Below are 24,963 nucleotides of genomic sequence, written 5' to 3'. Positions count from 1 at the left end.
AATTACACGGGGAACCCACCGGAGATTTGCAGATTAGGATGCCCATGAGGTTATACAGATTGGACCATTGCGGCAGGTGGCGCATGCGGCTGATTATCGCCGTCATGCTGGCTGTAGTGTCGAGCATGACACTGCACCACAGCGCAATGGCAAGCCAGTTTTCTGTTGCTCACCATCAGCACCAAGACCAGGTTCATCACGATAACGACTGCGGAGCTTTGGCTTGCGAGCAACAGCATCACACCTTGCCCGAATGTTGCGGAATGGGTTTATGCCTGGCTGCGCTGCCTGGTCCTGCTGCTACCACCCCTCCAGACTGGAACCGATCTCCGCACCACCCGCTGGCCACGCATGTCGATGTGAATTGGCCCATTGAGCGCCTTGATCGACCTCCAAGGCATTCCTGACCCGATCGATCCCTTTCGGAAAACATTTTCAGGAATGAACAAAATGAACTTCTTCAAATCAACTGCTGTAGCCGGTCTCCTGCTTGCAGCTTCGACAGGAAACCTTCTCGCTCAGGAACACCAAGGACATGACATGGCAGGCATGGCGCCCGGCCAGATGCAGCTTCCCGATATCTGCATGACGGGCGGCGACCATCCCATGGAAGAAATGTCCATGAAACCAGAACAGATGGATGAAGCTCACATGGCCCTCATGGAGGGCATGGATGAGATGAACCGGCAAATGATGATGGGCATGATGGCCGAGGACGTCGACGTAGCGTTCATCTGCGGCATGATCCCCCATCACCAGAGCGCAGTGAACATGGCCAAGGCTGAGCTGGACCATGGCGACAACGAAGACGCCAGGGCAATGGCTCAGAAGATCATCGACTCCCAGGAGCAGGAGATCGCCGAAATGATGTCCTGGCTTGAGGAGCACGCCGCAGCCGAAGCGGCGAACTGAAGATAGAAAGCAGAAGGGGCGCTGTAGCGCCCCTTCTCAGCAAGCCATTGCACCTTAGAGTTGCTGGTCACCCTCAAAACGCATGAACAGGAACTGTTCCTTGCCCCTGAAGGCAATCACGTCGTAACGGTCGGGTGGATATCCTTCGGGTGCGCTCATTCCTGGTGAACCGAGTGGCATGCCAGCGACTGCAAGGCCCGAGACGTTCGCAGGCTTCTTTTCCAGCAGCCGGTTTATGGCGGCAGCAGGCACGTGGCCTTCAACAACATAACCTTGAACTTGGGCGGTGTGGCAGGATCGGAGTTCTGGAGGAATGCCTCTTTCGCTCTTCAGCGTTTCCATGTCTTCGACATCAGCAGACTGAACTGAAAATCCGTTTGCCCGCAGGTGGGCCATCCACCCACTGCAGCAGCCACAATAAGGATCGTTCCAGACCATCACCTCCGGGCCGCTCTCGAAGCTGAAAGCAGGGACGATCGTAAGCCCCACGGCGGCTGCACCCAGACACAGGGTCGATCTGCGGGTGAAAATCTTCATGTCCTTATTCCTTCACTGACCAGCGGTTGCGTCTTGGACGTGGCTTCCATTCATCAATGTGGCTCCTTGTCCGTGTGGGTTTCATTCAAACCAAGGTCAGGCACATCGAAAATATCCCGTTGCTCTTTGCCCGTGACGACCAACTTGCCGAGAAGTCCCCGTTCGGCCCGCGACAGAGCGTGATCCACCAGGATGAACTCCCCGGGCACCTCCAGCGTCATATCAACCACGGCGGCACTGCCGGGCGGCACGGAGATAGTGCCCACATCCAGCATCGGCGGGGTAACGAACGAGCCCAGCTGATACACGCGATCGAATATCTCTCCGATGACATGGAAGCTAGAGTCCTTGTTCGGCCCACCGACGCCGAAATAAATCCGGATGGTCTCGCCTGTCTCAGCCACCAATGCATTGTTGCCGGTCAGCGCCTCGGCAGCGCCGTTGAAGACGTAGTACTCAGGCTGTTCAGCCCCGAGCTTCTCCACACTCCCTTGCAGGTTACCTTGGGTACCAAATGCCTCAGCGGTATAGAGCTCCCCCTGCATGACATAGAATTCTCTGTCCACGGGCGGCAGCCCTTCTTCCGGCTCGACCAAGATCAAACCGTACATCCCATTTGAGATGTGTTGTGCCACTGATGGCACAGCGCAATGGTACACGTAGAGCCCGGGCTTCAGCGTCCTGAAGGAGAACTCCCGGGTCTCGCCCGCTTCTGCATGGGTTGCCACCCCGCCGCCGCCCGGGCCAGTGGCAGCATGGAAGTCGACACTGTGGGGTTCCGAACTGTCAGAGGCATTGTGGAGGCTGACCTTGATGGTATCGCCCACGCGAGCCCGCACGAAGGGCCCTGGCACTTTCCTGTTGAAGGTCCAGTAATGGTAGCTGGCGCCATCAGCGAGCGCTCCGGTCACCTCCACCGTTTCGAGGTCTATCGTGATGGTCTGCGGCGCACGGCTCTCCCATGCCGGCAGATCAGTAGCCTTCCGAACAATGTCGAGCGGCGCAGTGGCTGTGCCGTTCTCCTCAGGATGGTCATGAGACCCCGCTGCCGAAACAGCTCCAGCGGAGGTGACCAACATCAAGATTGCTGCCAGAGCCGGGAGTAGGCGATTTCGCGCGCGCATGTGGTCTCCTCTCGACATCATGGAACTCACGATACCCTCGCTAAAGCTTCGGCTCGTTGCGCCAGCGCAACTAGGCGTAGCGAGCACTGACGAAAGCGCTTGCGGTAGACAGCTCCGAGGGCCTTCACTCGCCTGAACTGCGTGACATAGAGGGAAAGCGAACATGAGCAAACATGAACAACACGCCCAGTTGCAGGGCAAGCATCGCGGCCACGGGCACCCCTACTTGATGTTCTGGATCAACATGATCCTGGGCCTTGTCGTTATGTACGTGGTGATGTTCTCGATGATCGATGGCACAGGCGATTTCCGGAACAACCTAAACATGTTCTACATGGCCGTGACCATGTGGGCGCCCATGGGCATATTCATGCTCGCCACCATGCCGGGCATGTTCCCCAAGAAGGGCTTGAATATCATGCTCTACGTGCTGTTCGCCGTGCTAACAGTCGGCTCGTTTTGGGCCACACGATCGCAGGCGTTGATCGATGACGGCCAGTTCATCGACTCCATGATTCCTCACCATTCCGGCGCAATCCTCATGTGCCGTGAGGCAGACCTACGGGATCAGGAACTGGTGCAGCTCTGCAGCGAAATCATCGAGGCGCAACGACGCGAAATTGAGCAGATGGAGGCAATTGGAGCTGGGTTGTAGTCTGGCTTGGCCTTTGTCATCCATTTCGAACTTTTAGAGCTGCCCGCCGATATTGTCGTGAGGGCGTGAACGGCGGCTTTCGGGATTGCCCAAATCCGCAGCGAGTGTCGGTAGTGGGGTCGATTCGGACGACCCCTATGCGTTTGGCCTGGTGATATAAGGCGACAGGTCCAGCGCCTCGGGCAAGCGCACCGCAGCCAGCACCTCGACTTCTTCGACCAGCAAGGTTTTCTTGCCGTAGTTGTCGCCGGCGCTCTTCATCGCGTGGCCTGTCTGGCGGTCTGCCGTGCGAGGGTCGATCTTGGCCACGCGCATAATGTCCTTTGCGGTGTGCCGGCTGGAATGGAACGTGGTTTCATAGGGCCGATGGATGCCCAGCTTCTCCAACCGTCCATTAAGGCGCTTGCTGGCGGCATCTGCGGGGTCTTTCACCAGTTCCTTGCCATGCCGGAAAGCATGGGGGAACAGCCATTCGTCGGATTTGCGCTTGGCGCAATGCTCATAAAACCCCGTCTGCTCCAGCATCTCATGCAGCGCGAACAGGCGGCGGCTGGTCTCGTTCTTGATCTGCCGCTCCGTCTCTTCTCCCTCGATGATGAGGTCTGTGGTCAGGTCCGCAACCCAGAGCGTATCGGTGATCTTGCGAACGTCCTTGCCTTGCAGAAAGATCAGTTCGCCCACGCGGGCGCCGGTCAGTGTCGCCAATAGCGGCAACCACTTGAGGTCTGGCCGCTTCTCCTGCGCCGCCGCCTTGAACCAGATATTCAGTTCCTCGACCGTGAACGGCACGCGGACCACGGAATCGCGGGCCGTGTTGGGAATGCTCGGGCTCATGTCGGCCAAAGGTGAACGGAAATCATGTTCTGCGGCCATGGTCTTGAAGAACATGCGAAGCGGGCTGAGATAGTTCGCCTCGATGGCCTTGCCCGTGAGCGTGGGGAAACGACGCTCCTTCAGGGTGTCATTGTGGTTCGCAGCCTGCTCCCGCGTCATGCCCTGGAACACCCGCTCCTTGACCATGTTGGCGGGCGAGCGCGCCAGCACATTGGTGAAGCTCTGGAAATCTGAGAACCGATAGCGGTTGACCGGCTTGTTGCCGGCATATTCCACGAAGTCGCGGATGCGGTTCGCGTCAGTCTTGACCTTCTTGTCCTGCGCGTGGTCCTTGCGAAGCTCGGTCCAAACCTCAAGCTGGTCCAGCAGCATGGGCTTGTCGGGGCCACCGGCCAAGACCTGCTGCACCTGTGCCGACAATACCGCGATCTGGGCGGCAATGTCGTCGCGCTGGTTCTTCGGCAGGCTCTCCGCAGCCTTGGTGAGGCCGTCGATAGCGCCGCCCAGCAGTTTCAACCGGTCCTGCATTTCCAACTGGTCGCGGTACCGCTCGGTCTGCAAGCGCAAGGTGACGGTCTTCACCTCCATCTCACGCTGCCGGCGAAGGCTGTCGATGGTGGCTTCGGCATCGGCCAGCACCTGCACCAGCAGTTCCTGCAATTCTTCGACCAGTTCGTCGCGGCTCATATCGGTCATGGCGTTCCCCGTTTCGACGGCACGGAATAACCGCTCGGCGTGACCGGCCAGTAAACGCGCCACTCGCAATGCCGGACGTTTCGGCAAGGGGCCAAGGTTCAGCCTGACCGGCACGGTGCCGAAACAAGGCTCAAGGGAACGGGGGATTCTGATCTGAAAACGCCAGCCGCTGGGACGAGCGGTAAGGTGCATGGACGCCTCGGGTACATTGCTGGGTACAATTCCCGCCCGAAATGTCAAATGTTTAATGAAATCAATGGTTTAAGATTGGCGGAGAGAGAGGGACTCTCCGGGAGTTCCGGAAGCATGGGACTTTCAGCGGCATAAGCTCGAAAACCAATGTGTATCAGGCACATTTCGATTTCAAGGGTGGGCCTGCAAGCAAGATGTTGGTCACATCGGCCTAGTGACCAAACAGCAGAAATGGGGTGGGAAGCAGACTGTCTGGTTATGGCGTAGATGAGCCTTAGTCTGCCATTTTCCCGGGAGGATCAAGAGCTGCCAACTTCGCTCCGAGCGGCAAAGTCCAGCATGTTTGCGGGCGTCTTTATCGGACTCGAAGCGCGCTCGGGAGAAAGCCTTCAGCCGAATTCCGTGTCCAGATTACCGGTGATACCGCTCCGGTCCAGCACGGTGACCTGCCGCCAACGATCCATTGCTGTACAGGGATGAGAAATACCCAGTTCCAGAACGTCACCAACGGCTAGGTTCGAGTCCTCGGGTAGTTTAACAAAGGCGTGTTGATCATTCAGCCGCACGATCCTGACTTCGCCCGGACGGATGGTCAGCATCCTACCGTCGCGGTAGCAATTGAGGACCACGGGAAGCCCCTGGTCGAAGGACAGGTGTCGCATGCCGGCGCCGGCTATGGCCAGTTTCGGCTCTGGTCTGGATAGAATTTCCGTCCAGACACGCAAGGCTGGCCGGAGATGGCCGGCATATTCCTCCGAGCCGGAAAGATTGCGCTGACGCATCTTCTCAACCCCTATCTGATAGATTCCGTGGTCGTGGAATATCCCCGCTCCTGAGCGCAGAACGATTTCCGCATTGCCGAGGCGTTGCGCCGTGGTGGCGAGGCGCTCGATGACAAGGTCGAAATAAAGCGATCCGCCGGCCGAAAGCATGATTGGGCGGTGCGCATCGCGTTCCCTGAGCCAGAAGGCGACTTCGCTTGTCATGGCCAGGAGCGCGTCGATCCGTGACACTGTTTCGGCGTGGTCGGCCGAAGCGACCGAGCCTTCGTAGCAGGCAATCCCAACCAACGTGATGCAGTCCAGGCCGAGCAGCCGTTCCGCAATCGCCTTGGCTTCGTCGCTGCTTCGCAGCCCGGCGCGGCCACCACCGATCTCAAGCAGCACACGGAACCGGGTCCCGTTCCGCAATGCCGCTGCGACGAGACGATCAACGCCTTCATCGGAATCGACGAAAACAGCGATGCTTGCCTCCGGCATCTGCCGCTGCAGATCCGCAAGGTGGTCGAGCGCCGTGCGGCCCACGACCTGATTGGCGATGATGACATTGCTAATGCCGCACTTGAGGATGGACTCCGCCTGCCTGACATCAGCGACGCTCGCGCCCCAGGCGCCCTGCTGGACAGCATCCATGGCAAGGGAAGGAATCATGGCCGTCTTGGCATGGGGCGCGAACAGCGCTCCAGCGGACCGACAGAAGTCCAGCATGGCGGCGAGATTGTTCTCCCAGACCGGACGATCCAGCGTCATCACCGGCAGTTCGATCTCGCCACGGGCAATGGCATGGGGCGCGTCAGCTGTCATCTTCCAGCCCTTCTCAGTTTCTGCCGGTCAGAGGCCGATGCAGGCATATCTGAGCTCGGTGAATTCCTCGATCCCATGATGGGAGCCCTCGCGAGAATTGCCGCTCTGCTTGATACCGCCGAACGGGGCGAGTTCGGTCGAGATAAGTCCCGTATTGACGCCAACCATGCCATATTCGAGCCCCTCGATCATGCGGAACACCCGGCTGTTGTCGCGCGTGTAGAGATAGGCGGCCAACCCTGTTTCGGTGGCGTTCGCAGCCGCGAGCACATCGGCCTCCGTGTCGAAGGCGAAGACGGCCGCCAGAGGCCCGAACGTTTCTTCCTGCGCCACCAGCATATCGGCTCGCGCGCCTACGATCAGGGTGGGTTCGAAGAAGCTGCCACCCAGCGCGTGGCGCTGCCCGCCGGTGACGAGACGCGCTCCCTTGGCAAGGGCATCAGCGACATGGGCCTCGACCTTGGCCAGGGCGTCCGCATTGACGAGCGGTCCCTGCACCACCCCGTCTTCGAAGCCGTCGCCCACCTTGAGAGCGGCGATCTTCTCCTGGAGGCGCTTGACAAAGGCGTCGTGGATTCCGCTCTGCGCATAGATGCGGTTGGTGCAGACGCAGGTCTGGCCCATATTGCGGAACTTGGAAAGGATGGCGCCATCGACTGCGGCATCGAGATCGGCATCGTCGAAGACGATGAATGGCGCATTGCCGCCCAGTTCGAGCGCCACCTTCTTGATTGTGGGCGCCGCCTGCGCCATCAGGATCCGTCCGACTTCGGTAGAGCCGGTAAAGCCCACTAGTCGCACCGCCGGATGGCTTGTGAGAACCTTGCCGATGCTGATGGCGTCGCCAGTGATGACATTCACCGCCCCGTCGGGGAAGCCTGCCTGCTGGGCGAGGTCGGCCAAGGCAAGAGCCGTCAACGGCGTCTCGGGCGCCGGCTTGACGACCACAGTGCAACCAGCTGCCAGGGCCGGAGCAATCTTGCGCGTGATCATGGCAGCAGGGAAATTCCAGGGCGTGATCGCGGCGACGACACCCACGGGCTGGCGGAGCACCAGAAGCCGGGCGTCGGCGCGGTGCGAAGCCAGGATTTCGCCGCTGACCCGCTTGGCTTCCTCGGCATAGAATTCGACATAGCTGGCCGCATAGTCGATCTCGCCCAGCGCCTCGGACACGGGCTTGCCCTGCTCGGCCGTAAGGATGGCGGCCAGATCCTGCCTGTGCAGCATGATCAGGTCGAACCAGTGGCGCAGCACCGCGCTGCGCTGCTTGGCGGTGAGGGCGGCCCAGGCCGGGAAGGCGGCCGATGCCGCTTCCACCGCCTCGGTCGCTTCCGCTGCGCCGAAGCTTGGCACGAGAGCAAGGACCTCTCCGGTCGAAGGATTGGTCACCGGGTCGGCGCCTTCGCCCACGAAGCGGCCATTGATGAAGGACTGGTCGCGCAACAAGGCGCGGTTGGCTAGCTGGTGCATGGCGGTGCTCACGGGTTCATGGCGGCGATCAGGGCAGATTCGAGCTTGCCCAGCCCCTCGTCCAGCATGGCGTCGCTGATCGTCAGGGGATTGAGAATGCGAATAGTATTGCCGAACACGCCGCAGGAGAGAAGTATGAGCCCCTCGCGTCGAGCGGCTTCGATGACCTTTCGCGTCAGCCCGGCATCGGGCTGGCCCGCGCTGGTAATATCGAAGGCGACCATCGCCCCGGGACCGCGCAGACCGGATATTTCGACCGCGTCGTTCCGCTGCGCCACCTTTTCAACCGTCGACCTGATGCGGGCGCCGATATGGTTGGCGCGCTCGACCAGTCCTTCCTCGGCTATAATGTCCAAGACCGCCAGCGCCGCTGCGCAGGCCAGGGGATTGCCCGCATAAGTCCCCCCCAGCCCGCCCGGATCGGCGGCGTCCATCACCTCGGCCTTGCCGATAACGCCTGAGAGCGGCATGCCGCCGGCAAGGGACTTTGCCACCGTTATCAGGTCGGGCTCCACACCGGCATGCTCGATGCCGAACATCTTGCCGGTGCGGGCGAAACCAGTCTGGATTTCGTCGGCAATGAGCAGGATGCCATGCTGGTCGGCGATGGAGCGCAGCTGCTGCAGCAGTTCGATGGGCGCCGGCAGGAAGCCGCCTTCGCCCTGGACCGGCTCGATGATGATGGCAGCGACGTCCTCGGGAGCGATATCGGCGCGGAAGACCTGCATGAGCGCACGCATACTATCCTCGACCGAGACGCGGTGGCTGGGCGCGGGAAACGGCAGGTGGAAGACTCCCGGCGCACCGATGCCGAACTTCTGCCGATAGGGGGCAACCTTGCCGGTGAGCGTCATCGTGAAATTGGTCCGGCCATGAAATGCGCCGGCAAAGGCGATGATGCCGGGGCGCCGCGTATGGGCGCGCGCAATCTTGACGGCATTCTCCACCGCTTCGGCCCCGGTAGAGAAGAGGACCGATTTCACCGGTCCCGAGATTGGCGCCATGGCGTTGAGCCGCTCACAGACCTCCACATAGGGCGCATAGGGCACGATCTGAAATGCAGTATGGGTGAAGCGCTCGAGTTGCGCGGCAATGGCCGCGACGACCTTGGGATGCCGATGACCGGTGTTGAGCACGGCGATGCCGCCGGCAAAATCGATGTAGCGGTTACCTTCCTCGTCCCAAAGCTCGGCATTTTCGGCCCGGCCGGCATAGAACGGGACTGCAGAACTTAGACCGCGCGGCAGTGCGGCCTGGCGACGGGTATGGAGCGATGAATTGAGCATGGAATGGTCTCCGGTTTGCTGGAAACCTATCGTCGGGCCAAACCGCTCAACAGCCGTTTGCCTTCGACCACTGTGGTGCGTAGAATGCACCACATGCCCACCAATCGCTCCACCGAGGCGAGCTCGTTTCGCCCCCTGCCCCCCTTCATCATGCTCCAGGCCTTCGAGGCCGCCGTACGATGCGGCAGCATGCGCGCTGCGGCGCAGGAGATCGGCGTCTCTCACACGGTCATCAGCCGCCATGTCGCCAATCTAGAATATTGGATGCGCACCAAGCTGGTCGAGACCGGACCCCGCGGAGTAAAGCCGACACACGCGGGACGGACGCTTTTCGACAGCGTCGGCAAGGCCTTCGCCATTATCGGGGAAACCACGACGGAGCTTCGCCCCCGCCATCCCGGCGGCGTGTTGCGGATCTGGTGTATTCCAGGACTTGCCACACGATGGCTCACGCCCCGCCTGTCCATGCTTGTCGATATTCTCCCCGAAACCGACATCGTCATGCGCGCAACGGACGAGGTTCCCGATTTTGTCGCAGCCGAGGCCGACATCCAGATCGGCTTTGGCGATTTTGACGCCCTGCCGGCCGGCGCAATCCCCCTGCTGCGCCCCAGGATGTTCCCCGTTGTCTCACCCGGCTGGCTTGCCCTTAATGGCCGCCCCGAGGCTATTGAACATCTCGCCGCATTCCCACTGATCCATGAGGAAAGCCACAAGCAATGGAGTGCCTGGCTGGCGGCGGCTGGATCGCCCACAGCGCGCCTGCGCGGCCCGCGCCTGTCCGATGCCAATCTCGGATATGATGCGGCGATGGCCGGTCAGGGCATTGCGCTGGTCACGAGCCTGATGACGGCACGCGAGTTGGCCGATGGCGCGCTGGTCGAACTGTTCGATACCGATATTCACCTGGGCGGCTACTATCTGCTGGTGGCAGCCCGGATGCGCAATGACCACCGCATACGCCGGTTCGCGGGCTGGCTCAGGGCCGAGATGATGGACGAGGCGCCGTCCACTGGCTCGGTGCCAGAGTCTGCCTGACGCTGGTAAAGGCTTCGAGTCCTGCAAGGCCGAGCTCCCGCCCGAAGCCGCTCGCGCCGAATCCACCCCAACTTCCGCCGGGAAAAACGACCTGCCCCGTATTCACCCACACATTGCCCGCCCGCAATGCGGCGGCCATGCGCGCGGCGCGTTCACCATCGCCGCAGAGGACGGTCGCGCCCAGGCCAAAAGACGTGTCCTGGGCGAGGGCCAGCGCTTCCGCCGTAAAGCTGAACCGGGCGGTCACCAGCACCGGGCCGAAGATCTCCTCCCGCCAGAGCCGGCTGGTCGGTGGCACATCGGCATAGATGGTCGGCGTCACGAACTGTCCGGGCCCCGACACCCGAGTGCCGCCTGTCAGCCTTCGCAGGCCCTCTTCCGCCGCTATGGCAAAATACTGCTCCACCTTGGCGAGCTGGGCGGCCGAGGTAAGCGGACCCAGTGTGGTGGATCGATCGAGTGGATCACCCATCACCAGCGCCTCGGCACGTGCAACCAGCCTCGAATGCAGCGCTTCGGCGATGTCAGCTTCGACCACCAATCGGGACGTGGCCGAGCAGACCTGCCCGCAATTGGTGAAGATCGATCCCGCGACAATGTCGGCGGCCCAGTCCAGATCGACATCGGCGCAGACAATGATCGGCGATTTGCCACCGAGCTCCAGCGTCACCGGAACGGCGCGCTCGGCAGCCGCGCGCATCACGCGTTCGCCCACCGTGTTGCTGCCGGTAAAGGATATCTTGCCGACAAGAGCATGCTGGGTGAGATGCGCGCCGCATTCGGGACCCCCCACCACGATGTTGACCACGCCCTCGGGAAGCTTGGCCGCCAGCGCCGCCGAGCCCAGGGCAAGTTCGGCAAAGGGTGTCACTTCTGAAGCCTTGAGCACCACCGTGCATCCCGCCGCCAGGGCCGGCGCCACCTTCCATGCGGCCGTGGTCAGAGGAAAATTCCACGGGACGATCAGGGCAGCAACGCCCAGGGGAAGTCTTTCCTTGCGCACGCTGCAACCCGCGGGCGCCTCGACCGGCACAGTCGGCAAGCCATCCGCGGCGAGCCTGCCGTAATACCGGTAGCAGGCCACGGCGTCGTCCAGATCGGCCTCCGCCTCGGCAATTGGCTTGCCATTATTGCGGGCCGTTCTCTCGACGAGCTCCGCCCGCCGCCCTTCGAGGTGGTCGGCGATAGCGTCCAGCGCATGCGCCCGCGTTTCGCTCGCGCTTTGCGACCAATCCGCAAAGGCGCGATGCGCTGCCGAAACCGCCATGTCTACATCGTCACGAGTGGCGGAGGCGACGGTTCCCATTGTCGTTCCGCTTGCAGGTTGGACGATGCTTATCACCCCGCCATCGCTGCTGTCGCGCCAATGATTGCCGATAAAGAGCTGCCGTTCAGCTACGAGACTGGTCATGCTCCATCCACGCTGCTCAAGAAGGCGTCCTGCTCGATCTCGATCATCAGCGGCACTGCCGGAGGCTGCTCGAGCGCATCGGCGAAGGCCTGTGGCGAGCGCACGAGACGATACGACCAGCCATAGGCATGGGCCAAAGCCGAAAATTGCGGTGTAAGAATATCGACACCCAGAGGCTCGATATTTGCCCGCTGCATGAAGGACTTGATTTCGCCGTAGCCTCTGTTGTTCCAGACGATAAGGGTGAGCGGCATCCCAAGCTCAGTGGCGCTGCCCAGCTCACCCAGTGAAAACTGTAATCCGCCATCGCCCACAATGCCGAATACACGGCGCGCCGGTGCGGCCAGGGCTGCACCGATGGCGGCGGGAAGACCGTAGCCGAGCGTGCCGAAGCCTGTCGCCGAACTGAAGAAGCTGTTGGGCGAGGCAGCGGCGAATCCCTGCAGGCCTGCATAGACCGGCTGCGTCGAATCGCCCACCAGCAGGGCATGCGGAACGATATCGCGTACCGCCTCCATCATTCCCAGCGTTCGCACCTGCCTTGCATCGTTTCCCGCCATAGCATTGTCGCGTGTTTCGGCGGCCCGCTTCGCGCCGTCCCTGGCGCCACGAGCTATCTGCGCAGCAAGAGCATCCGTGGCCAGCCCAGCATCTGCAAGGATAGCAACAGCCGGCGCGAGGCCACGCTGGATTTGCAGCGGATCGATATCGACACGGATCACCGGCGCCGACGGCGCGCCAGGCCCATCGAGCACCGCTTCGAAATCGGTCGGTCCGAGCTCGGTGCCCAGCGCCAGGATCAGGTCCGACGATGTCATGAGCGACACGGCGCCGACGCTGCCCGCTGCCAAGGACACGCCCAGCGGGTGGTGAGGGGGCATGATGCCCCGCCCATTCGCCGTCATCAGCACCGGCGCATCCAGCGCCTCGGCCAGTCGCTGCACCGACGCGGCGGCGCGCGTGGCGCCACCGCCGGTGATGATCAGTGGCTTGACGGCGCTGCGGCACAGCGCGGCAGCCCGCATGATTGCATCGGGGCTTGGCGCCGGCTGGCCGGGCAGAACGAAGCGTCTGGCGGGACCGAGATCTTCAGTGTCGACCGTCAGCAGGTCGATGGGGATCTCGATATGCACCGGCCTCGGGCGACCCGCAGCGAATACGGAAAACGCTTCGGCAAGCGCGGGCCGCAGGTCTGTCGGCGCCAGGATGGTGCGACTGAAGGCGGTCAGTTGGGCCAGCAATTGTCTCTGATGCGGCAATTCGTGCAGGTGGCCGCGGCCGGACCCTATTTCACCCACCGCATTGACGGTGGAAATCACCAGCATCGGGACGGAGTCGGCATATGCCTGCCCCACCGCAGTGGCGATATTGCCCAGCCCGGGTCCCGTGATGACGAAACAGACCCCGGGTCGGCCGCTGACGCGGGCATAGCCATCGGCCATGAAGCCGGCACCCTGTTCGTGCCGGGGCGTCACATGACGCAACCTGGTACCACCGAGGCCGCGATAAAGCTCGACGGTATGCACGCCCGGAATGCCAAAGACGAACTCGACATCGTTGGCTTCCAGCAATTCACAGAGAAAAGTCGCGAGTGGACGCATTGGATTAGCCCGCCAGCAGTCGGTAAGCGGCATCGGCCATCACCTGGCAGCCCAGGACGATGTCCTCGTCCTTTGTATTCTCCGTCCAGTGATGGCTGATGCCGCCGATACTGGGCACGAACAGCATGGCAGCCGGCATCACGCCGGCCAGAATCTGCGCATCATGTCCGGCACCACTGGGCATATCCACCCAATCTCCCGGCACATGCTGCTCGGCGCTTGTGCGCAACGCCTCCCGCATGCCTTCGTCCATGCGATGCGGCTCGCTTCGTGCTGTCATGCCGAGCGTCACAGGGCACCCACCATCGCAGCGATCCACCAGTTCCCGAAGGGCTGCGTCGATACGGACCAGAACCTGCGGATCGGCGTCGCGCACCTGGAGCAGCATGTCGCTGCGATCGGGGATGATGCTGACCTGCCCCGGCTCGACAGTGATATTGCCAACGGTCCATACCGTTCGCTCGGCTGCCAGCTCGGCAATACGTGCATCGATCTGTGCCGCCAGGCGGATAAGCGTGCGGGACGCATCGCGCCGCCGTTCCATGCTGGTGGTGCCGGCATGGTTGCGCGCGCCGCTGACGGTGATGCGGTACTGGTAGATGCCGACGATGCTGGTCACCACACCAATGCGCAGCCCGGCCGAATCCAGATGATCGCCCTGCTCGATATGCGCCTCGATATAACCCACATAATCCCCTGCCGATATATGCATGCGGGGCATGCCGGCAAGGCCCGCATCGGCCAGTGCCTGGCGCAGGGCCAAACCAGTCGTTGCATCCCGGGCCGCCTCGATTTCGTTCTCTTCCAGCGCACCGATGGCCGAACGGCTGCCCAGAAAGCTGGCATAGTGAGCCTCCTCGTCTGCCCAGACCACCGGATCGATGGCGCCTGCATGGCCGCGTTCGATGTGGCTGCGGGCGATCTCTAGCGCATAGATCACACCCAGCGCGCCATCGAGCCAACCAGCATGGTTCTGCGAATCCGAATGCGACCCCATCAGAAGGCGACGTCCTTGGCGGGGATTCCGGGCAATGATGTTGCCGATGCCATCCATCTCCGCGGCCAGGCCGGCCTCGCGCATCTGCTCCACCAGCCAGTGGCGGGCGGCCATGTCTGGCGCGGAGAACGTGGGACGATGTACACCGCTACTGTAGGCACCGAAGCTGGCGAGCCTACGCATGTCCGAAAGAAGACGATCGGGATTTATGGATCCAGGCATGATAGTCAGGCAGCTTCTGAATTGCCGGAGAGTACGGCGGAGAGGAATGAGCGCGTGCGGGCTTCCTCGGGGTTGGTGAGAACGCGATCCGGCGACCCCGTTTCGATTACCCTTCCCTCCGACATGAAGACCACCTTGTCGGCGACCTCGCGCGCGAAATTGAGTTCATGCGTCACCACGACCATCGTCATACCGGTGGCCGCTACGTCCTTCATCACGGCGAGCACTTCACCAACCAGTTCCGCGTCGAGCGCGGATGTCGGCTCGTCGAACAGCATCAGCTTGGGCTTCATCGCAAGCGCCCTGGCGATCGCGACGCGTTGCTGCTGCCCGCCGGAAAGCTCCGAAGGGTAAGACCCTGCCTTGGCTGCAAGACCCACGCGCGCCAGCAGACCTTGCGCCATATCGAGAGCTTCCCTGCGCGGCTGACGCAGGACATGAATCGGCCCCTCGATGATGTTCTCCAGCGCCGTGCGGTGCGGGAACAGGTTGAAGCGCTGGAAAACCATACCGGTCAAATGGCGCTGGCGGGCAATTTCCTTGTCGGGAAGCCGATGCACGACATCGGCTTCCACGCGGTACCCAGCCAGTTCGCCATCCACCCAAAGGCTGCCGCCATCGATGCTTTCCAGCTGGTTGATACACCGCAGGAAGGTGGTTTTTCCCGAGCCCGAGGGACCCACGATGCAGACGACCTCGCCCTTTTCCACATCGATGCTGACATCGGTGAGGGCCTGGAACTTGTCGAAGCGCTTGCTGACCCGCTGCGCCGATACGATGGGAGAATTCATCCGTGCTTGCCTCCGTAGACGAAGCCGCGCGCCAGGCGCCGTTCGAGCCAGAACTGGCCCAGGGAAAACATCGAGACGACGACGAGATACCAGGCGGTGGCGACGAACAGCATCTCCATGATCTTGGTATTGACGTAGTAGATGTCCTGCGCCGTGCCGGTAAGCTCGAGGAAGCCGATAACGCTCGCCAGTGCGCTCATCTTCAGCAAGCCGATGAATTCGTTGCTGAGCGGGGGAATGACGATACGCAGCGCCTGCGGCCCGATGATGCGCCGGAATGCCAGCCCATAGCTCATGCCGATCGACTTGGCCGCTTCATGCTGTCCGGCATCTACCGACAACAGGCCCGAGCGGATGACCTCCGATGTATAGGCCCCCTCGTGCAGGCTGAAGGCAATCAACGCAGCCGCCAGTGGCGACATAATGCGAACGGTATCGGCTTCCCAAATGCCCGGAATGCCGATAACCGGAAAGATCAGGGCAAGGTTATACCAGATCAGCAGTTGCAGCAGGATCGGCGCTCCGCGGAAGAGCCATGTATAGAAGGCCGCTATCGAGGAAATCACCGGGTTGCGCGACGATCTGCCCAGGGCCGTGAATGTGCCGATGATCACGCCGATGGTCATCGAGACCACCGACAGGAAGATCGTCATTCCCACGGCCCACAGAATGCGCGGGTGGAAGAGGTAGTTACCGACCGTGCCCCAGTCGATCTTGCCTACGGCGAACGCGTAAACGAGATATCCGAGGCAGAGCAGCAAGACCAGGGCTCCGAGCCAACGCCCATAATGGCGGGGCTTTGCGCGCTTCATCTGCGCTATGTCTATGGCAACGATGGACATCGACTACTCCAGTCTCGGAGGTGGCGAGCCCCTTAAGGGGCTTCGCCGGCGTTGATGGAAGGAGCGGCAATGGCGCTGGCCTCAAGGCCCCACTTCGCCACGATCTCGGTATATTCCCCGCTCTCGAACACCTCTTCGAGCGCGGCAAACACAGCGTCTCGCAATTCGGTGTCGTCTTTGCGGAAACCGATGCCGAGCAACACATTCGTGAAGGGGCCGCCCAGCGTACGGAACGGTCCTTCTTCACTGGCAAGCACTGTGGGGATGGCCTCGGTGCCCTGGACCGAACCCTGCGCGCGGTTCTGGTTGAGATAGAGGAATTCGCTGGCCATGTCGGTGTCGGTGATCACTTCCATTGGCGCCAGGCCTGCGGCGACGCAGTTTTCGTCGCTCCATTTGGTGACTGAGTCCGGATAGGAAGTCCCGCGGTTCGCTGTGACCACCTTGCCGCAAAGGTCGAGCGGCTCCTGGATGTCGGTGCTGGAGTCGAGTGTATAAAAGACAGCGCCGGCGCTCAGATAGTTGATGAAGTCAAAGTTTTCGCGCCGCGCCGGCGTATCGTACATGCCGCTGATGATCAGGTCGATGCGGTTGGTCTGCAGGTTCGGGGTGAGCGCCTCGAACCGGGAATGGACCTGGTTGACGTCTACGCCAAGCTCGGCGGCGACGGCATTGATCAGGTCGACGTCGAAGCCGACCAGTTCGCCGCTATCGGCATCGATGAATTCCATCGGCGGGTGATCCCGTTCGATGCCGACATCGATCGCTCCCTTGTCGACGATGCGCTGCGGCACGTCCTGCGCAGAAGCGACTGCGGTGCCGAGCAGGACGCTCGCCGCTATGGTGATGTTCAAAAGGCTCTTGAGCACGATTCCCTCCTGAGAAATCCAGATGACTGATTTAGAGCTTGGTTGCCGGGTTTCCTCGCCGAGCCGGCTTATCCCACGGGCCGAACGATCTGGGGGACCGGCTCTGCCCAGAACGGCAGGCGCTCCTTGCGTGGGGTCCACTCTCCCCTCGCTATCAGACCGGCGATGTGCCGTGCGATCTCGTCCATGGTGGCAAACCACACGCCACCCTTGGAATTCATATATTCAATGAGTTCGACCATGGCATGCGCGCGCGCCGGGCGGCCCGATACAAAGGGGTGCCAGACCGCTGACCACAGGCCTCCATCGGTCCAGGCCGCATCGAACTCCGAGCGAAAGACCTGCATGGCCTGCTGCGGCGACTGGATCGGCAGCATGTGATTGAAGTCTCGCATATTCACATATTGCGGCCAGTCGTCTAGCGCATGGTCCGAAGGCAACTCGATCAGCGAGCCACGATGGGACTCGATGAGGTAGGGCACGTCATCGCCCGAGAGAGACGCGTCATAGGTAAACCCTTCCTTGAGCAGCAGGTCCAGCGTTGCCGCGGAGAAGGCGCCCGATGGACAGCGATAGCCGGTCGGGCGCTTTCCGGTCACCCGCTCGATCGCCTCGATGCCGGCGCGCAGAACCTTGGCTTCGTCCTGCGGCGTCAGCTGGTTGACCCGTTCGTGCAGCCAGCCGTGATGACCGATCTCATGCCCGGCATCCGACAGCATGCGAACCGCATCGGGATAGGTCTCGACGCACCAGCCTGGCACATAGACCGTCTGCTTGATGCCGAAATGCTCCCAGATTCGTACTAGCCGGGGGGCGGCGATACGCGGACCATAGCGCAAGGCCGACGACAGCGTGATGCGACGCTTGGAATCGTCGGGATAATAGAGATGCAGGAGGCTTTCGGCATCCATGTCGAACGCAAAGCAGACGGCGCATCTGGCGCCATTCGGCCAAGCGGGGGGATTGTCGATGAGCTTGAGCACGCACGCCTCCGAAGGGTAGCCGCTGCCGCTCGCCGACACGGGGACCGTCTCGGGCGTGAGGAGCAACCTAAGTCTGTGAACGACGACCCGGCCCTTGAATGGGACCCGAGTTGCTGTCATGTTGAGTTACTATAAATTTGGTGTCAACTCCAAATTTAGAGCTTGCTGCACATTCTTGCAGCACGGACCGGGTGTGCGCGATCTTGCGGCAGCACCGCAACTGGAGATTTGTCATGGCCAAGGGCTTGCGAGAACGCCACAAGACCAGGCGAGCAGCCGAGGTTCTGGACGCCGCCGATACCCTATTCCGTGATCAGGGCTATGAGGAAACCAAGATCGAGGACATTGCCGAACTTGCGTCGGTCGCCTCGGCCACGGTGTATAACTACTTCAAGAACAAGCCCAACCTGCTCATGGAGATCACGCTCCGCCATATTCGTGCGGCGGTTCCGGAACGACGTCAGTTTCTGGAATCGCTGCCTCGCGACCCCACCGACGGCATCATCGCTTTCGAGAAGCTGCTGGCGGATCAGGCCGTCCGGCACCTGACGCGGGAAAGCTGGCGCGTCGTCATGTCTGCCCAGTTCGTCGATACCGATGGACTGGCCCATCGCACCGCCCGCCGCCTCGACCTGGTGATCCGCCGCCAATACATAGTCATGCTGCGCACCTATCAGGAACGTGGCCGCATTGCCCCCGATATTGACCTGTCCGTGCTCTGCGACGTGCTGATCGGCATCGGCAATGCAGCACTGGCCAGGCTTGTCACATCGAGCAGCATGACCGTCGACGCCATGCGCGAGGCGGCCCTGCCCCACCTGCGGCTGGTGCTGCGCGGCGTAGTTTTGCCGGAGTCAAACTCAAGTTTGTAGTTGACTCCAAATTTCGCTTGCCACGCTCTCCGCTTCTGTCTTAGGCTCTGCTTGCTCGCATTCTAGCGGCGGGCAAAGCATTTCAGTTCCGCGCAAAATCTGCGCCGCACGCAAGCGCGGCGACCGGTGCTGCACGGCCGCGAACAAGGCAGATCATGTCCGACGATCCTTTCTCCCCTGCCCAGCAGTCCGCCATTGACTGGCTCGAGACCAACCATGCCAGCCTGTCGCGCGATCACCAGACGATTTGGTCATTCCACGAACCGTCCTGGCGGGAATACCGGTCTTCGCAATTCTATGTCGATCGTCTGCGCGCCGAAGGCTTCCAGGTGGAACAGGGCTCGGCGGGCATGCCCACCGCCTTTTGTGCCCGCTGGAGCAATGGTTCCGGCCCTACTCTGGCCGGTTATGCAGAATACGACGCCGTGCCCGGCCAGTCTCAGGTCGCCCAGCCCTTCCGGGCGCCGCGCCCCGGTACGACCAAGCATGCCGCCGGCCATACCGATCCACATTCAGCGCTGGGCATCGGCTCCTTCGCCGGATTCATGGCAGCCAAGGGCGCGATGGAAACCCATGGCATTGGGGGCACCCTGGTCTTTTTCGGCGAACCGGCCGAGAAGATGTGCGGATCCAAGCCGGTACACGCCGCGCACGGCTATTACGATGGCCTCGACGCCGCGATGAGCTTCCACCCGCATTCCTTCAATGCACTAACCAATGGCGTGTTCTGGGATACGACCAGCGCCCCCTATTGGAGCAAGATTTACACATTCGAGTGCGATAACCCCGAGACTTGGCAGGAGACCGTGCATGGGGGCAGCGTCGCCCACGCGCATGCTACCGCGCGGGCCCCCGGCGCCATTGACGCGGTGTGCCTCATGTACACCAATTCCAAGATGATGAAGGAATCCATGCTGCCCCATACCGGCACCTGGACCCTCAATGAATTCATCCCCGTGGCAGGACAAGCCGCAGCCGACAATCTGGCGCCGGCCTATTCGCAGATTCAGTATTCGATGCGCGCGCCCACGCTGGCAATGTGCGAAACCGCCTTTGCCGTTCTCGACCGCAATGCCGAACACGTGGCGGCCATGACCCATTGCACGGTCAGTTCCGCCTGGATCACCAAGACGCGCGCCGGGTTGCCCAACCATGCCATGGCTGAAGCCACCTATCGCAACTTTGTCCGTCTCGGCGCTCCGGTCTGGCCCGAAGAAGCCAAGGCTTTCGCGCGGGAAGGCCAGCGCCACCTCGGCCATGAGCCGATGGACGAGCCGTTTATCGACGAAATGGAGCGGCTGACGCCACCGCTGGAAGCTGAAGCCGCTTTCCGCCAGCAATTGCCGGCCTGGCAGCTCAACTATGCTGCGGACGATTATGTCGACTATACCTGGCATGCGCCTACCGTGCGCCTTTACGTGGCCCGGCCGACCCTCAAGCCCCCAGCCTCCGGCAAGCGCTATCCCGAATGGCTTCGCCACGCCATGAATGGAGATCCGGCCTGCATCGATCCGATGTGGTCCAAGGCCGCCCAGGTGATTTCCACGACGCTGATCGACCTGCTGACCGACCCGGCCATCCTCAGCCGCGCCCAGGAAGAGTTCCGCGACCGCACTGGCGGTGGCGTCGGCGGCAGGAAATGGGTGGCACCATTGCTTCCCGCCGATTTCCAGGCGCCCGTCGATTATAACTGGCCCGAATGGGTGGTGACGCCACGCGGCCCGGAATGGTCAATCCTCTAATCTTATCTTCAAGGAGCCTGCCATGAGCCTACCCGATCACGACGATGTTGTTCGCTTCGTTGCCGCCAACCGCTTCCCCTTTCCGGGTCAGAAGACCTGGCCGGCCGAATACGTCACCCTGACTAACGTCTCGGACAAGAAGCGCGCAGTACCCACCCCTCAAGGCGACTATTATCCCGACATCGTCGTCGTGGACGCCGCCGGCAAGACGCGAGAGATCGGCGATGTCGAGGAAACCATCGACCTCGCCAAGATCGAGCAATGGCGCGCCGCTTCAGCGGCCGGTGACGAACTGCCCGATTACGGCACGCGCATTTTCTTCCTCTATGTTCCGGAGGGCAAGGAAACCGAGGCGCAAAAAGTGCTCGATGACAACGCCATTCCTTACGCGGGCGTAAGAGGTTACCGGCAGTCCCCGACAGGCGAAATCTCCATCGTGCCTTTCGTGACCCGCGGCAATCCCTACGATCACCAGTAATGGCCGTGTGCCTTGGGCATGGGCTTTTCGCCCATGCCTGCAACAGAGGATAGATAATGCCCGACCGCGTCGATTGGCTTTCCCGCCTCAGCAACCCCGCCGCCGCCGCGCCGGCGAGCGGCATAGCCGAAGTCATGAAGCATGGCTTCGGGCGCGACGACATCGTCCGGCTATGGGTGGGCGAAGGCGACCAGCCGACGCCTGATTTCATCGCCACCGCTGCCACGCAATCCTTGCAGAGGGGCGAAACGTTCTACATGCCGCAGGCCGGTATTCCCGACCTGCGAGCGGCCCTGGCGCGATACCACGATCGCCTGTTCGGTTCGTTGTTCGGTTCTCCCTTCGGCGCTGATCGTTTCTTCGTCACCGGCTCGGGCATGCAGGCAATCCAGATCGCCATCCGCCTCGTCGCCGGCACCGATGAGGAAATCCTGGTGCCCACTCCTGCCTGGCCCAATTTTGCCGCAGCCACCCGTGTCGCCGGCGCGAGGGCCGTGCCGGTGCAACAGCGGTTCTCGCCCAATGGGTGGCAGCTGGAACTGGACGATCTCGAAGCGGCGGTTACCGACCGCTCGCGCGCGTTGTTCCTGAACTCCCCCTCGAACCCGAGCGGCTGGACGGCGAGCCTTGACGATCTGACGGCTTTTCTCGCATTCGCCCGCCGGCACGCGCTCTGGATCATTGCCGACGAGGTCTATGGTCGGTTCAGCTATACCGACGCGATGACGACGCCGTCCCTCCATAGCCTTATCGAACCGGACGACCGCGTATTGTTCGTGAACACATTTTCCAAGAACTGGGCGATGACGGGCTGGCGCATCGGCTGGCTGGAAGCGCCGTCCGGGTTGGCTGGGCCGATCGAGAACCTGATTCAGTACTCGACCTCAGGCTCCGCGGTATTCATGCAGCGCGCGGCTATCGCCGCGCTCGACCAGGGGGAAGACGCGCTCGGAGCGCTGCTCGACCGTGCGCGGATCGGTCGGGAGATAGTGACCGCCCGCCTCGCCAAGATATCCGGCATCGAGTTCGCGGCACCAGGCGCCTTCTATCTTTTCTTCCGCATTGCCGGGGTCAGCAACTCCACCGAAACCGCCAAGACCATTCTGGCGCATACCGGTGTGGGTCTGGCGCCCGGCTCGGCCTTCGGACCCGGCGGAGAAGGTTTCTTCCGCCTGTGCTTCGCCGGCGATCACGACGTCCTGCGAACGGCAACTGACCGGCTCGCCGAGTATCTCGTCGCCTCCATGACGTCGGCATAATCCAGCGGAAATCGATCATGTCTACCGCCGCCGCCGGCGCGCAAACCCTTCGTGGCGCGCTGCTGATCTGCTCTGCCATGACGTTGTTCACGCTCAACGACGTCATGCTCAAGTTCGCGGGCGCGGGCATGCCCATTGGTCAGCTGATGGTCCTGCGCGGCATTGTGGGAGGACTGATGCTCCTCGGCATCGGATGGTGGAGCCGGGAGCCGTGGCATTGGCGGGGCATTCTGCATCCTTTCGTGCTGATAAGAGCCTTCTGCGACGCAGCTGCGAGCCTGCTCTTCGTCCATGCCCTGATGGTCATGCCCATCGCCACGGTGACCGCACTTATCCAGAGCGTACCGGTGCTTGCCACGCTCGCCGGCGTGCTCGTCTTCCGCGATCTCCTGCCGGTTCGGCAATGGGTGGCTCTTGCCATCTGCATGATCGGGGTTCTTGCCATAACCAATATCGCCGCTGTCTCGGCAGATGCGTCGCTGCTTTCGGCCGGAGGCGCTGCGGCCATGATGGTGCTCCGCGACCTCGTCACGCGGGGTACGGCCCACACCATTCCGAGCACCTGGATCGCCCTCGTCTCAACCCTGGCGCTGCCGCTTATCAGCATTCCCGATCTTCTTGGCAGCGGCTGGGTGGCCATTGGGGGCGGCGACTGGCTGCTGATAGCGGGAACCGGCATCTGCGTGTGCATCGGCAATCTCCTGCTGATCAGCGCCATGCGCATGGCTTCGCTCGGCACCATTGCACCCTTTCGGTATTCAGCCGTCGTGATTTCGATCGCCTTTGGATACCTCTTTTGGCGGGAGGTGCCGGCAGCCAACGAAGTGCTTGGCTCCGCACTGATCGTCCTTGGCGGACTGATCTCCGGCAATCTGCTCCGGCCGGCGAAGCGGGCTTAAAGGCGAAGACACAGCCAACCGGCGAACTGCAAGGTGACGAGATGAAGATATTGGTTCTGGGTGGTGGGGTCATCGGCGTCACGTCGGCCTATTATCTTGCCTTGCAGGGGCATGAGGTCGAGGTGGTGGAGCGTCGTCCCTCCGTCGCGCAGGAAACCAGCTTTGCCAATGCCGGAGAGATTTCTCCAGGCTATGCCTCGCCCTGGGCCGCTCCGGGCGTTCTGCGCAAGGCGCTGACCTGGATGACCATGGAGCATCCACCCCTCATCATCCGTCCCACCGCAGACCCAGCCATGTATCGCTGGATGATGCAGATGCTGACCAATTGCACGTCCAATCGCTATGCGATCAACAAGGCGCGCATGGTCCGCATCGCCGAATATAGCCGCGACGTCCTCATGGCACTGCGTGCCGATACCGGCATCCGCTATGAGGGTCGAACGCAGGGCACGCTACAGCTTTTCCGCACCCGCAAGCAGCTCGAGGATGCGCATAAGGATACCGAGGTCCTCGCCGCGTATGGCGTCCCCTACCAGATGCTGGACCGCGCCGGCTGCGAGGCGGCGGAGCCGGGCCTTGCGCAAAGCGCGGCCCGCATTGAGGGCGGCCTGCGGCTGCCCGGCGACGAGACCGGTGACTGTCTGCTTTTCACCCAGGCCTTGGCGGACCTCGCCCGCGCTCGGGGCGTCACCTTCCGCTTCGGCACCACGATCGATGCTGTCGAGATCGATGGAGGGGCGGTTTCCGCCGTCAGGACCAGCGCCGGCCGGCTGACTGCAGACAGCTACCTGCTCGCGGCGGGTAGCTTCTCGCCGACCTTGGCTCGAACCATCGGCCTTCGCTTACCCATCTACCCGGTGAAGGGCTATTCCATAACGGCCGACCTCGTCGGCCCCGCAACGGAACCGGTCTCCACCGTGCTCGACGAAACCTACAAGATTGCCGTCACGCGCCTGGGATCCCGCATTCGCGTCGGCGGCATGGCGGAATTATCCGGCTACAGCACCGACCTGCCCCCGCGCCGGCGCGCCGCGCTCACCCATTGTGTCGATGAACTCTTTCCAGGCGCTGCCAACACCGGAGATGCCCACTTCTGGACCGGCCTGCGCCCCATGACACCTGACGGTACGCCGATCATCGGCCCGACGCGGATAGCAAAGCTGATGATCAACAGCGGCCACGGTACGCTGGGCTGGACCATGGCATGCGGCAGCGCCCGTATTGTGGCCGACCTGATCTCGCAACGTCAGCCCGACATAGAAGCGTCCGACCTGTCGATCGATCGCTACTCCTAATCATTGCAGCGCGCGTACTGCCCACCTCTCCTTTGCCGGCCCAGATGGCTTCACAGTTAACGTTCTTTCGCTTCCCTCTCCCTTCAGCGGCCGTGTTTGAGTTGAGCGGATACGCTCACGCGGGACGCTTGACGACATGCAGCCGGAAACCTTGGTTGGAGGTAGCTGGTCGCCGTCTACCGATCAGGCTTACGATGGGCAAGCTGCGCAAAAAAGGTCTGCTTTCGGTTTACGTCCATTCCTATGGCAACGGCCGGAAAGGTGAAGGGTTTGGGATGCCGCTTGGCGTCGCAAAGCCACCCATGCAGGAACCCGCGGTCCGCACACGCTGCGCTATGGGGTTTTCGGATTTGGCCTGGTCAAGTGCCGGTCGCA

At 62.0% G+C, this 24,963-nt stretch carries 23 protein-coding genes; 10 read left to right on the top strand and 13 right to left on the bottom strand.

Annotated elements, in window-relative coordinates:
• The first annotated feature begins 372 nt into the window (after window positions 1-372).
• The gene (locus tag C8264_RS08965; protein ID WP_245893005.1) at window positions 373-912 is read left to right on the top strand and encodes a DUF305 domain-containing protein; all 540 of its coding nucleotides are present in this window, start codon (window positions 373-375) and stop codon (window positions 910-912) included.
• A gap of 54 nt (window positions 913-966) precedes the next feature.
• On the opposite strand, the gene C8264_RS08960 is transcribed toward C8264_RS08965, so the two are convergent.
• Together C8264_RS08960 and nirK are read right to left on the bottom strand one after the other, a co-directional pair.
• Window positions 967-1,449, bottom strand: a complete 483-nt coding sequence (locus tag C8264_RS08960; protein ID WP_108460652.1) for a DUF411 domain-containing protein — start codon at window positions 1,447-1,449, stop codon at window positions 967-969.
• A gap of 53 nt (window positions 1,450-1,502) precedes the next feature.
• Window positions 1,503-2,573 carry a copper-containing nitrite reductase gene (gene nirK / locus C8264_RS08955; RefSeq protein ID WP_205245650.1) on the bottom strand — a complete coding sequence of 357 codons (1,071 nt, stop codon included), beginning with the start codon at window positions 2,571-2,573 and terminating at the stop codon, window positions 1,503-1,505.
• Window positions 2,574-2,736: 163 nt separating this feature from the next.
• Here nirK and C8264_RS08950 point away from each other — a divergent pair, with 163 nt between their 5' ends.
• Window positions 2,737-3,228 carry a DUF305 domain-containing protein gene (locus C8264_RS08950; RefSeq protein ID WP_108460650.1) on the top strand — a complete coding sequence of 164 codons (492 nt, stop codon included), beginning with the start codon at window positions 2,737-2,739 and terminating at the stop codon, window positions 3,226-3,228.
• A 135-nt stretch (window positions 3,229-3,363) separates the two neighbouring features.
• On the opposite strand, the gene C8264_RS08945 is transcribed toward C8264_RS08950, so the two are convergent.
• The 4 genes from C8264_RS08945 to gabT all read right to left on the bottom strand — a co-directional run bounded on the left by C8264_RS08945 (window position 3,364) and on the right by gabT (window position 9,289).
• Complete coding sequence (locus C8264_RS08945) at window positions 3,364-4,758, bottom strand: site-specific integrase (RefSeq protein ID WP_162783534.1); 1,395 nt, start codon at window positions 4,756-4,758, stop codon at window positions 3,364-3,366.
• A 581-nt stretch (window positions 4,759-5,339) separates the two neighbouring features.
• The gene (locus C8264_RS08940) at window positions 5,340-6,533 is read right to left on the bottom strand and encodes an alanine racemase (RefSeq protein WP_108460648.1); all 1,194 of its coding nucleotides are present in this window, start codon (window positions 6,531-6,533) and stop codon (window positions 5,340-5,342) included.
• A 27-nt stretch (window positions 6,534-6,560) separates the two neighbouring features.
• Window positions 6,561-8,003 carry an NAD-dependent succinate-semialdehyde dehydrogenase gene (locus C8264_RS08935; RefSeq protein ID WP_108460647.1) on the bottom strand — a complete coding sequence of 481 codons (1,443 nt, stop codon included), beginning with the start codon at window positions 8,001-8,003 and terminating at the stop codon, window positions 6,561-6,563.
• Between the two features lie 8 nt (window positions 8,004-8,011).
• The gene (gene gabT / locus C8264_RS08930) at window positions 8,012-9,289 is read right to left on the bottom strand and encodes a 4-aminobutyrate--2-oxoglutarate transaminase (protein WP_108460646.1); all 1,278 of its coding nucleotides are present in this window, start codon (window positions 9,287-9,289) and stop codon (window positions 8,012-8,014) included.
• Window positions 9,290-9,382: 93 nt separating this feature from the next.
• On the opposite strand from gabT, the gene C8264_RS08925 reads away from it, so the two are divergent.
• A complete protein-coding gene (locus C8264_RS08925; RefSeq protein WP_162783533.1) occupies window positions 9,383-10,327 on the top strand; it encodes a LysR substrate-binding domain-containing protein in 945 nt (314 codons plus the stop codon).
• On the opposite strand, the gene C8264_RS08920 is transcribed toward C8264_RS08925, so the two are convergent.
• From C8264_RS08920 to C8264_RS08890, 7 genes are all read right to left on the bottom strand, one after another.
• Window positions 10,269-11,738 carry an aldehyde dehydrogenase family protein gene (locus C8264_RS08920; protein ID WP_108460644.1) on the bottom strand — a complete coding sequence of 490 codons (1,470 nt, stop codon included), beginning with the start codon at window positions 11,736-11,738 and terminating at the stop codon, window positions 10,269-10,271. The genes C8264_RS08925 and C8264_RS08920 overlap by 59 nt on opposite strands.
• Entirely contained in the window at window positions 11,735-13,372 is a 1,638-nt protein-coding gene (locus C8264_RS08915; RefSeq protein ID WP_245893004.1) for a 5-guanidino-2-oxopentanoate decarboxylase, read from the bottom strand. The genes C8264_RS08920 and C8264_RS08915 overlap by 4 nt, the downstream gene beginning before the upstream one ends.
• Window positions 13,344-14,519 carry a hydantoinase/carbamoylase family amidase gene (locus tag C8264_RS08910; RefSeq protein ID WP_342748691.1) on the bottom strand — a complete coding sequence of 392 codons (1,176 nt, stop codon included), beginning with the start codon at window positions 14,517-14,519 and terminating at the stop codon, window positions 13,344-13,346. Before C8264_RS08910 ends, C8264_RS08915 begins: the two co-directional genes overlap by 29 nt.
• 44 nt (window positions 14,520-14,563) lie before the next feature.
• Window positions 14,564-15,349, bottom strand: a complete 786-nt coding sequence (locus C8264_RS08905; RefSeq protein ID WP_108460641.1) for an amino acid ABC transporter ATP-binding protein — start codon at window positions 15,347-15,349, stop codon at window positions 14,564-14,566.
• Window positions 15,346-16,191 (bottom strand): amino acid ABC transporter permease, encoded by an 846-nt coding sequence (locus C8264_RS08900; RefSeq protein WP_108460640.1) that lies wholly within the window; start codon window positions 16,189-16,191, stop codon window positions 15,346-15,348. The genes C8264_RS08905 and C8264_RS08900 overlap by 4 nt, the downstream gene beginning before the upstream one ends.
• 32 nt (window positions 16,192-16,223) lie before the next feature.
• The gene (locus tag C8264_RS08895; protein ID WP_108460639.1) at window positions 16,224-17,060 is read right to left on the bottom strand and encodes an ABC transporter substrate-binding protein; all 837 of its coding nucleotides are present in this window, start codon (window positions 17,058-17,060) and stop codon (window positions 16,224-16,226) included.
• A gap of 68 nt (window positions 17,061-17,128) precedes the next feature.
• Window positions 17,129-18,043 carry a polysaccharide deacetylase family protein gene (locus C8264_RS08890; RefSeq protein WP_108460638.1) on the bottom strand — a complete coding sequence of 305 codons (915 nt, stop codon included), beginning with the start codon at window positions 18,041-18,043 and terminating at the stop codon, window positions 17,129-17,131.
• Window positions 18,044-18,276: 233 nt separating this feature from the next.
• On the opposite strand from C8264_RS08890, the gene C8264_RS08885 reads away from it, so the two are divergent.
• The 7 genes from C8264_RS08885 to C8264_RS22360 form a co-directional block, all read left to right on the top strand.
• On the top strand, window positions 18,277-18,915 hold the full coding sequence (locus C8264_RS08885; protein WP_108460637.1) for a TetR/AcrR family transcriptional regulator: 639 nt from the start codon (window positions 18,277-18,279) through the stop codon (window positions 18,913-18,915).
• Between the two features lie 155 nt (window positions 18,916-19,070).
• On the top strand, window positions 19,071-20,657 hold the full coding sequence (locus C8264_RS08880; protein ID WP_108460636.1) for a zinc-binding metallopeptidase family protein: 1,587 nt from the start codon (window positions 19,071-19,073) through the stop codon (window positions 20,655-20,657).
• 22 nt (window positions 20,658-20,679) lie between these two features.
• Window positions 20,680-21,135: a hypothetical protein gene (locus C8264_RS08875; protein ID WP_108460635.1), complete on the top strand. Its 456-nt coding sequence runs from the start codon at window positions 20,680-20,682 to the stop codon at window positions 21,133-21,135.
• 56 nt (window positions 21,136-21,191) lie between these two features.
• The gene (locus C8264_RS08870) at window positions 21,192-22,394 is read left to right on the top strand and encodes a pyridoxal phosphate-dependent aminotransferase (protein ID WP_108460634.1); all 1,203 of its coding nucleotides are present in this window, start codon (window positions 21,192-21,194) and stop codon (window positions 22,392-22,394) included.
• 17 nt (window positions 22,395-22,411) lie between these two features.
• Window positions 22,412-23,293, top strand: a complete 882-nt coding sequence (locus C8264_RS08865) for a DMT family transporter (RefSeq protein WP_108460633.1) — start codon at window positions 22,412-22,414, stop codon at window positions 23,291-23,293.
• A gap of 41 nt (window positions 23,294-23,334) precedes the next feature.
• A complete protein-coding gene (locus tag C8264_RS08860) occupies window positions 23,335-24,588 on the top strand; it encodes a D-amino acid dehydrogenase (RefSeq protein ID WP_108460632.1) in 1,254 nt (417 codons plus the stop codon).
• A gap of 194 nt (window positions 24,589-24,782) precedes the next feature.
• Window positions 24,783-24,963 (top strand): hypothetical protein (locus tag C8264_RS22360; protein ID WP_205245649.1); only part of this gene is annotated, 181 nt, incomplete at its 3' end.

The sequence above is a fragment of the Devosia naphthalenivorans genome (assembly GCF_003056355.1).
In the GTDB taxonomy this organism is placed as follows: Bacteria; Pseudomonadota; Alphaproteobacteria; order Rhizobiales; family Devosiaceae; genus Devosia; species Devosia naphthalenivorans.
Note: the sequence above shows the minus strand (reverse complement) of the source record. Positions and strands in the feature narration are given on the sequence as shown.

What these genes read in the sequence shown, in the direction of transcription:
- C8264_RS08960 (WP_108460652.1), bottom strand. Translation starts at nt 1,449, where the DNA reads ATGAAGATTTTCACCCGCAGATCGACCCTGTGTCTGGGTGCAGCCGCC.
- nirK (WP_205245650.1), bottom strand. Translation starts at nt 2,573, where the DNA reads ATGCGCGCGCGAAATCGCCTACTCCCGGCTCTGGCAGCAATCTTGATG.
- C8264_RS08950 (WP_108460650.1), top strand. Translation starts at nt 2,737, where the DNA reads ATGAGCAAACATGAACAACACGCCCAGTTGCAGGGCAAGCATCGCGGC.
- C8264_RS08945 (WP_162783534.1), bottom strand. Translation starts at nt 4,758, where the DNA reads ATGACCGATATGAGCCGCGACGAACTGGTCGAAGAATTGCAGGAACTG.
- C8264_RS08940 (WP_108460648.1), bottom strand. Translation starts at nt 6,533, where the DNA reads ATGACAGCTGACGCGCCCCATGCCATTGCCCGTGGCGAGATCGAACTG.
- C8264_RS08935 (WP_108460647.1), bottom strand. Translation starts at nt 8,003, where the DNA reads ATGCACCAGCTAGCCAACCGCGCCTTGTTGCGCGACCAGTCCTTCATC.
- gabT (WP_108460646.1), bottom strand. Translation starts at nt 9,289, where the DNA reads ATGCTCAATTCATCGCTCCATACCCGTCGCCAGGCCGCACTGCCGCGC.
- C8264_RS08925 (WP_162783533.1), top strand. Translation starts at nt 9,383, where the DNA reads ATGCCCACCAATCGCTCCACCGAGGCGAGCTCGTTTCGCCCCCTGCCC.
- C8264_RS08920 (WP_108460644.1), bottom strand. Translation starts at nt 11,738, where the DNA reads ATGACCAGTCTCGTAGCTGAACGGCAGCTCTTTATCGGCAATCATTGG.
- C8264_RS08915 (WP_245893004.1), bottom strand. Translation starts at nt 13,372, where the DNA reads ATGCCGCTTACCGACTGCTGGCGGGCTAATCCAATGCGTCCACTCGCG.
- C8264_RS08910 (WP_342748691.1), bottom strand. Translation starts at nt 14,519, where the DNA reads ATGCGTAGGCTCGCCAGCTTCGGTGCCTACAGTAGCGGTGTACATCGT.
- C8264_RS08905 (WP_108460641.1), bottom strand. Translation starts at nt 15,349, where the DNA reads ATGAATTCTCCCATCGTATCGGCGCAGCGGGTCAGCAAGCGCTTCGAC.
- C8264_RS08900 (WP_108460640.1), bottom strand. Translation starts at nt 16,191, where the DNA reads ATGTCCATCGTTGCCATAGACATAGCGCAGATGAAGCGCGCAAAGCCC.
- C8264_RS08885 (WP_108460637.1), top strand. Translation starts at nt 18,277, where the DNA reads ATGGCCAAGGGCTTGCGAGAACGCCACAAGACCAGGCGAGCAGCCGAG.
- C8264_RS08880 (WP_108460636.1), top strand. Translation starts at nt 19,071, where the DNA reads ATGTCCGACGATCCTTTCTCCCCTGCCCAGCAGTCCGCCATTGACTGG.
- C8264_RS08875 (WP_108460635.1), top strand. Translation starts at nt 20,680, where the DNA reads ATGAGCCTACCCGATCACGACGATGTTGTTCGCTTCGTTGCCGCCAAC.
- C8264_RS08870 (WP_108460634.1), top strand. Translation starts at nt 21,192, where the DNA reads ATGCCCGACCGCGTCGATTGGCTTTCCCGCCTCAGCAACCCCGCCGCC.
- C8264_RS08865 (WP_108460633.1), top strand. Translation starts at nt 22,412, where the DNA reads ATGTCTACCGCCGCCGCCGGCGCGCAAACCCTTCGTGGCGCGCTGCTG.
- C8264_RS08860 (WP_108460632.1), top strand. Translation starts at nt 23,335, where the DNA reads ATGAAGATATTGGTTCTGGGTGGTGGGGTCATCGGCGTCACGTCGGCC.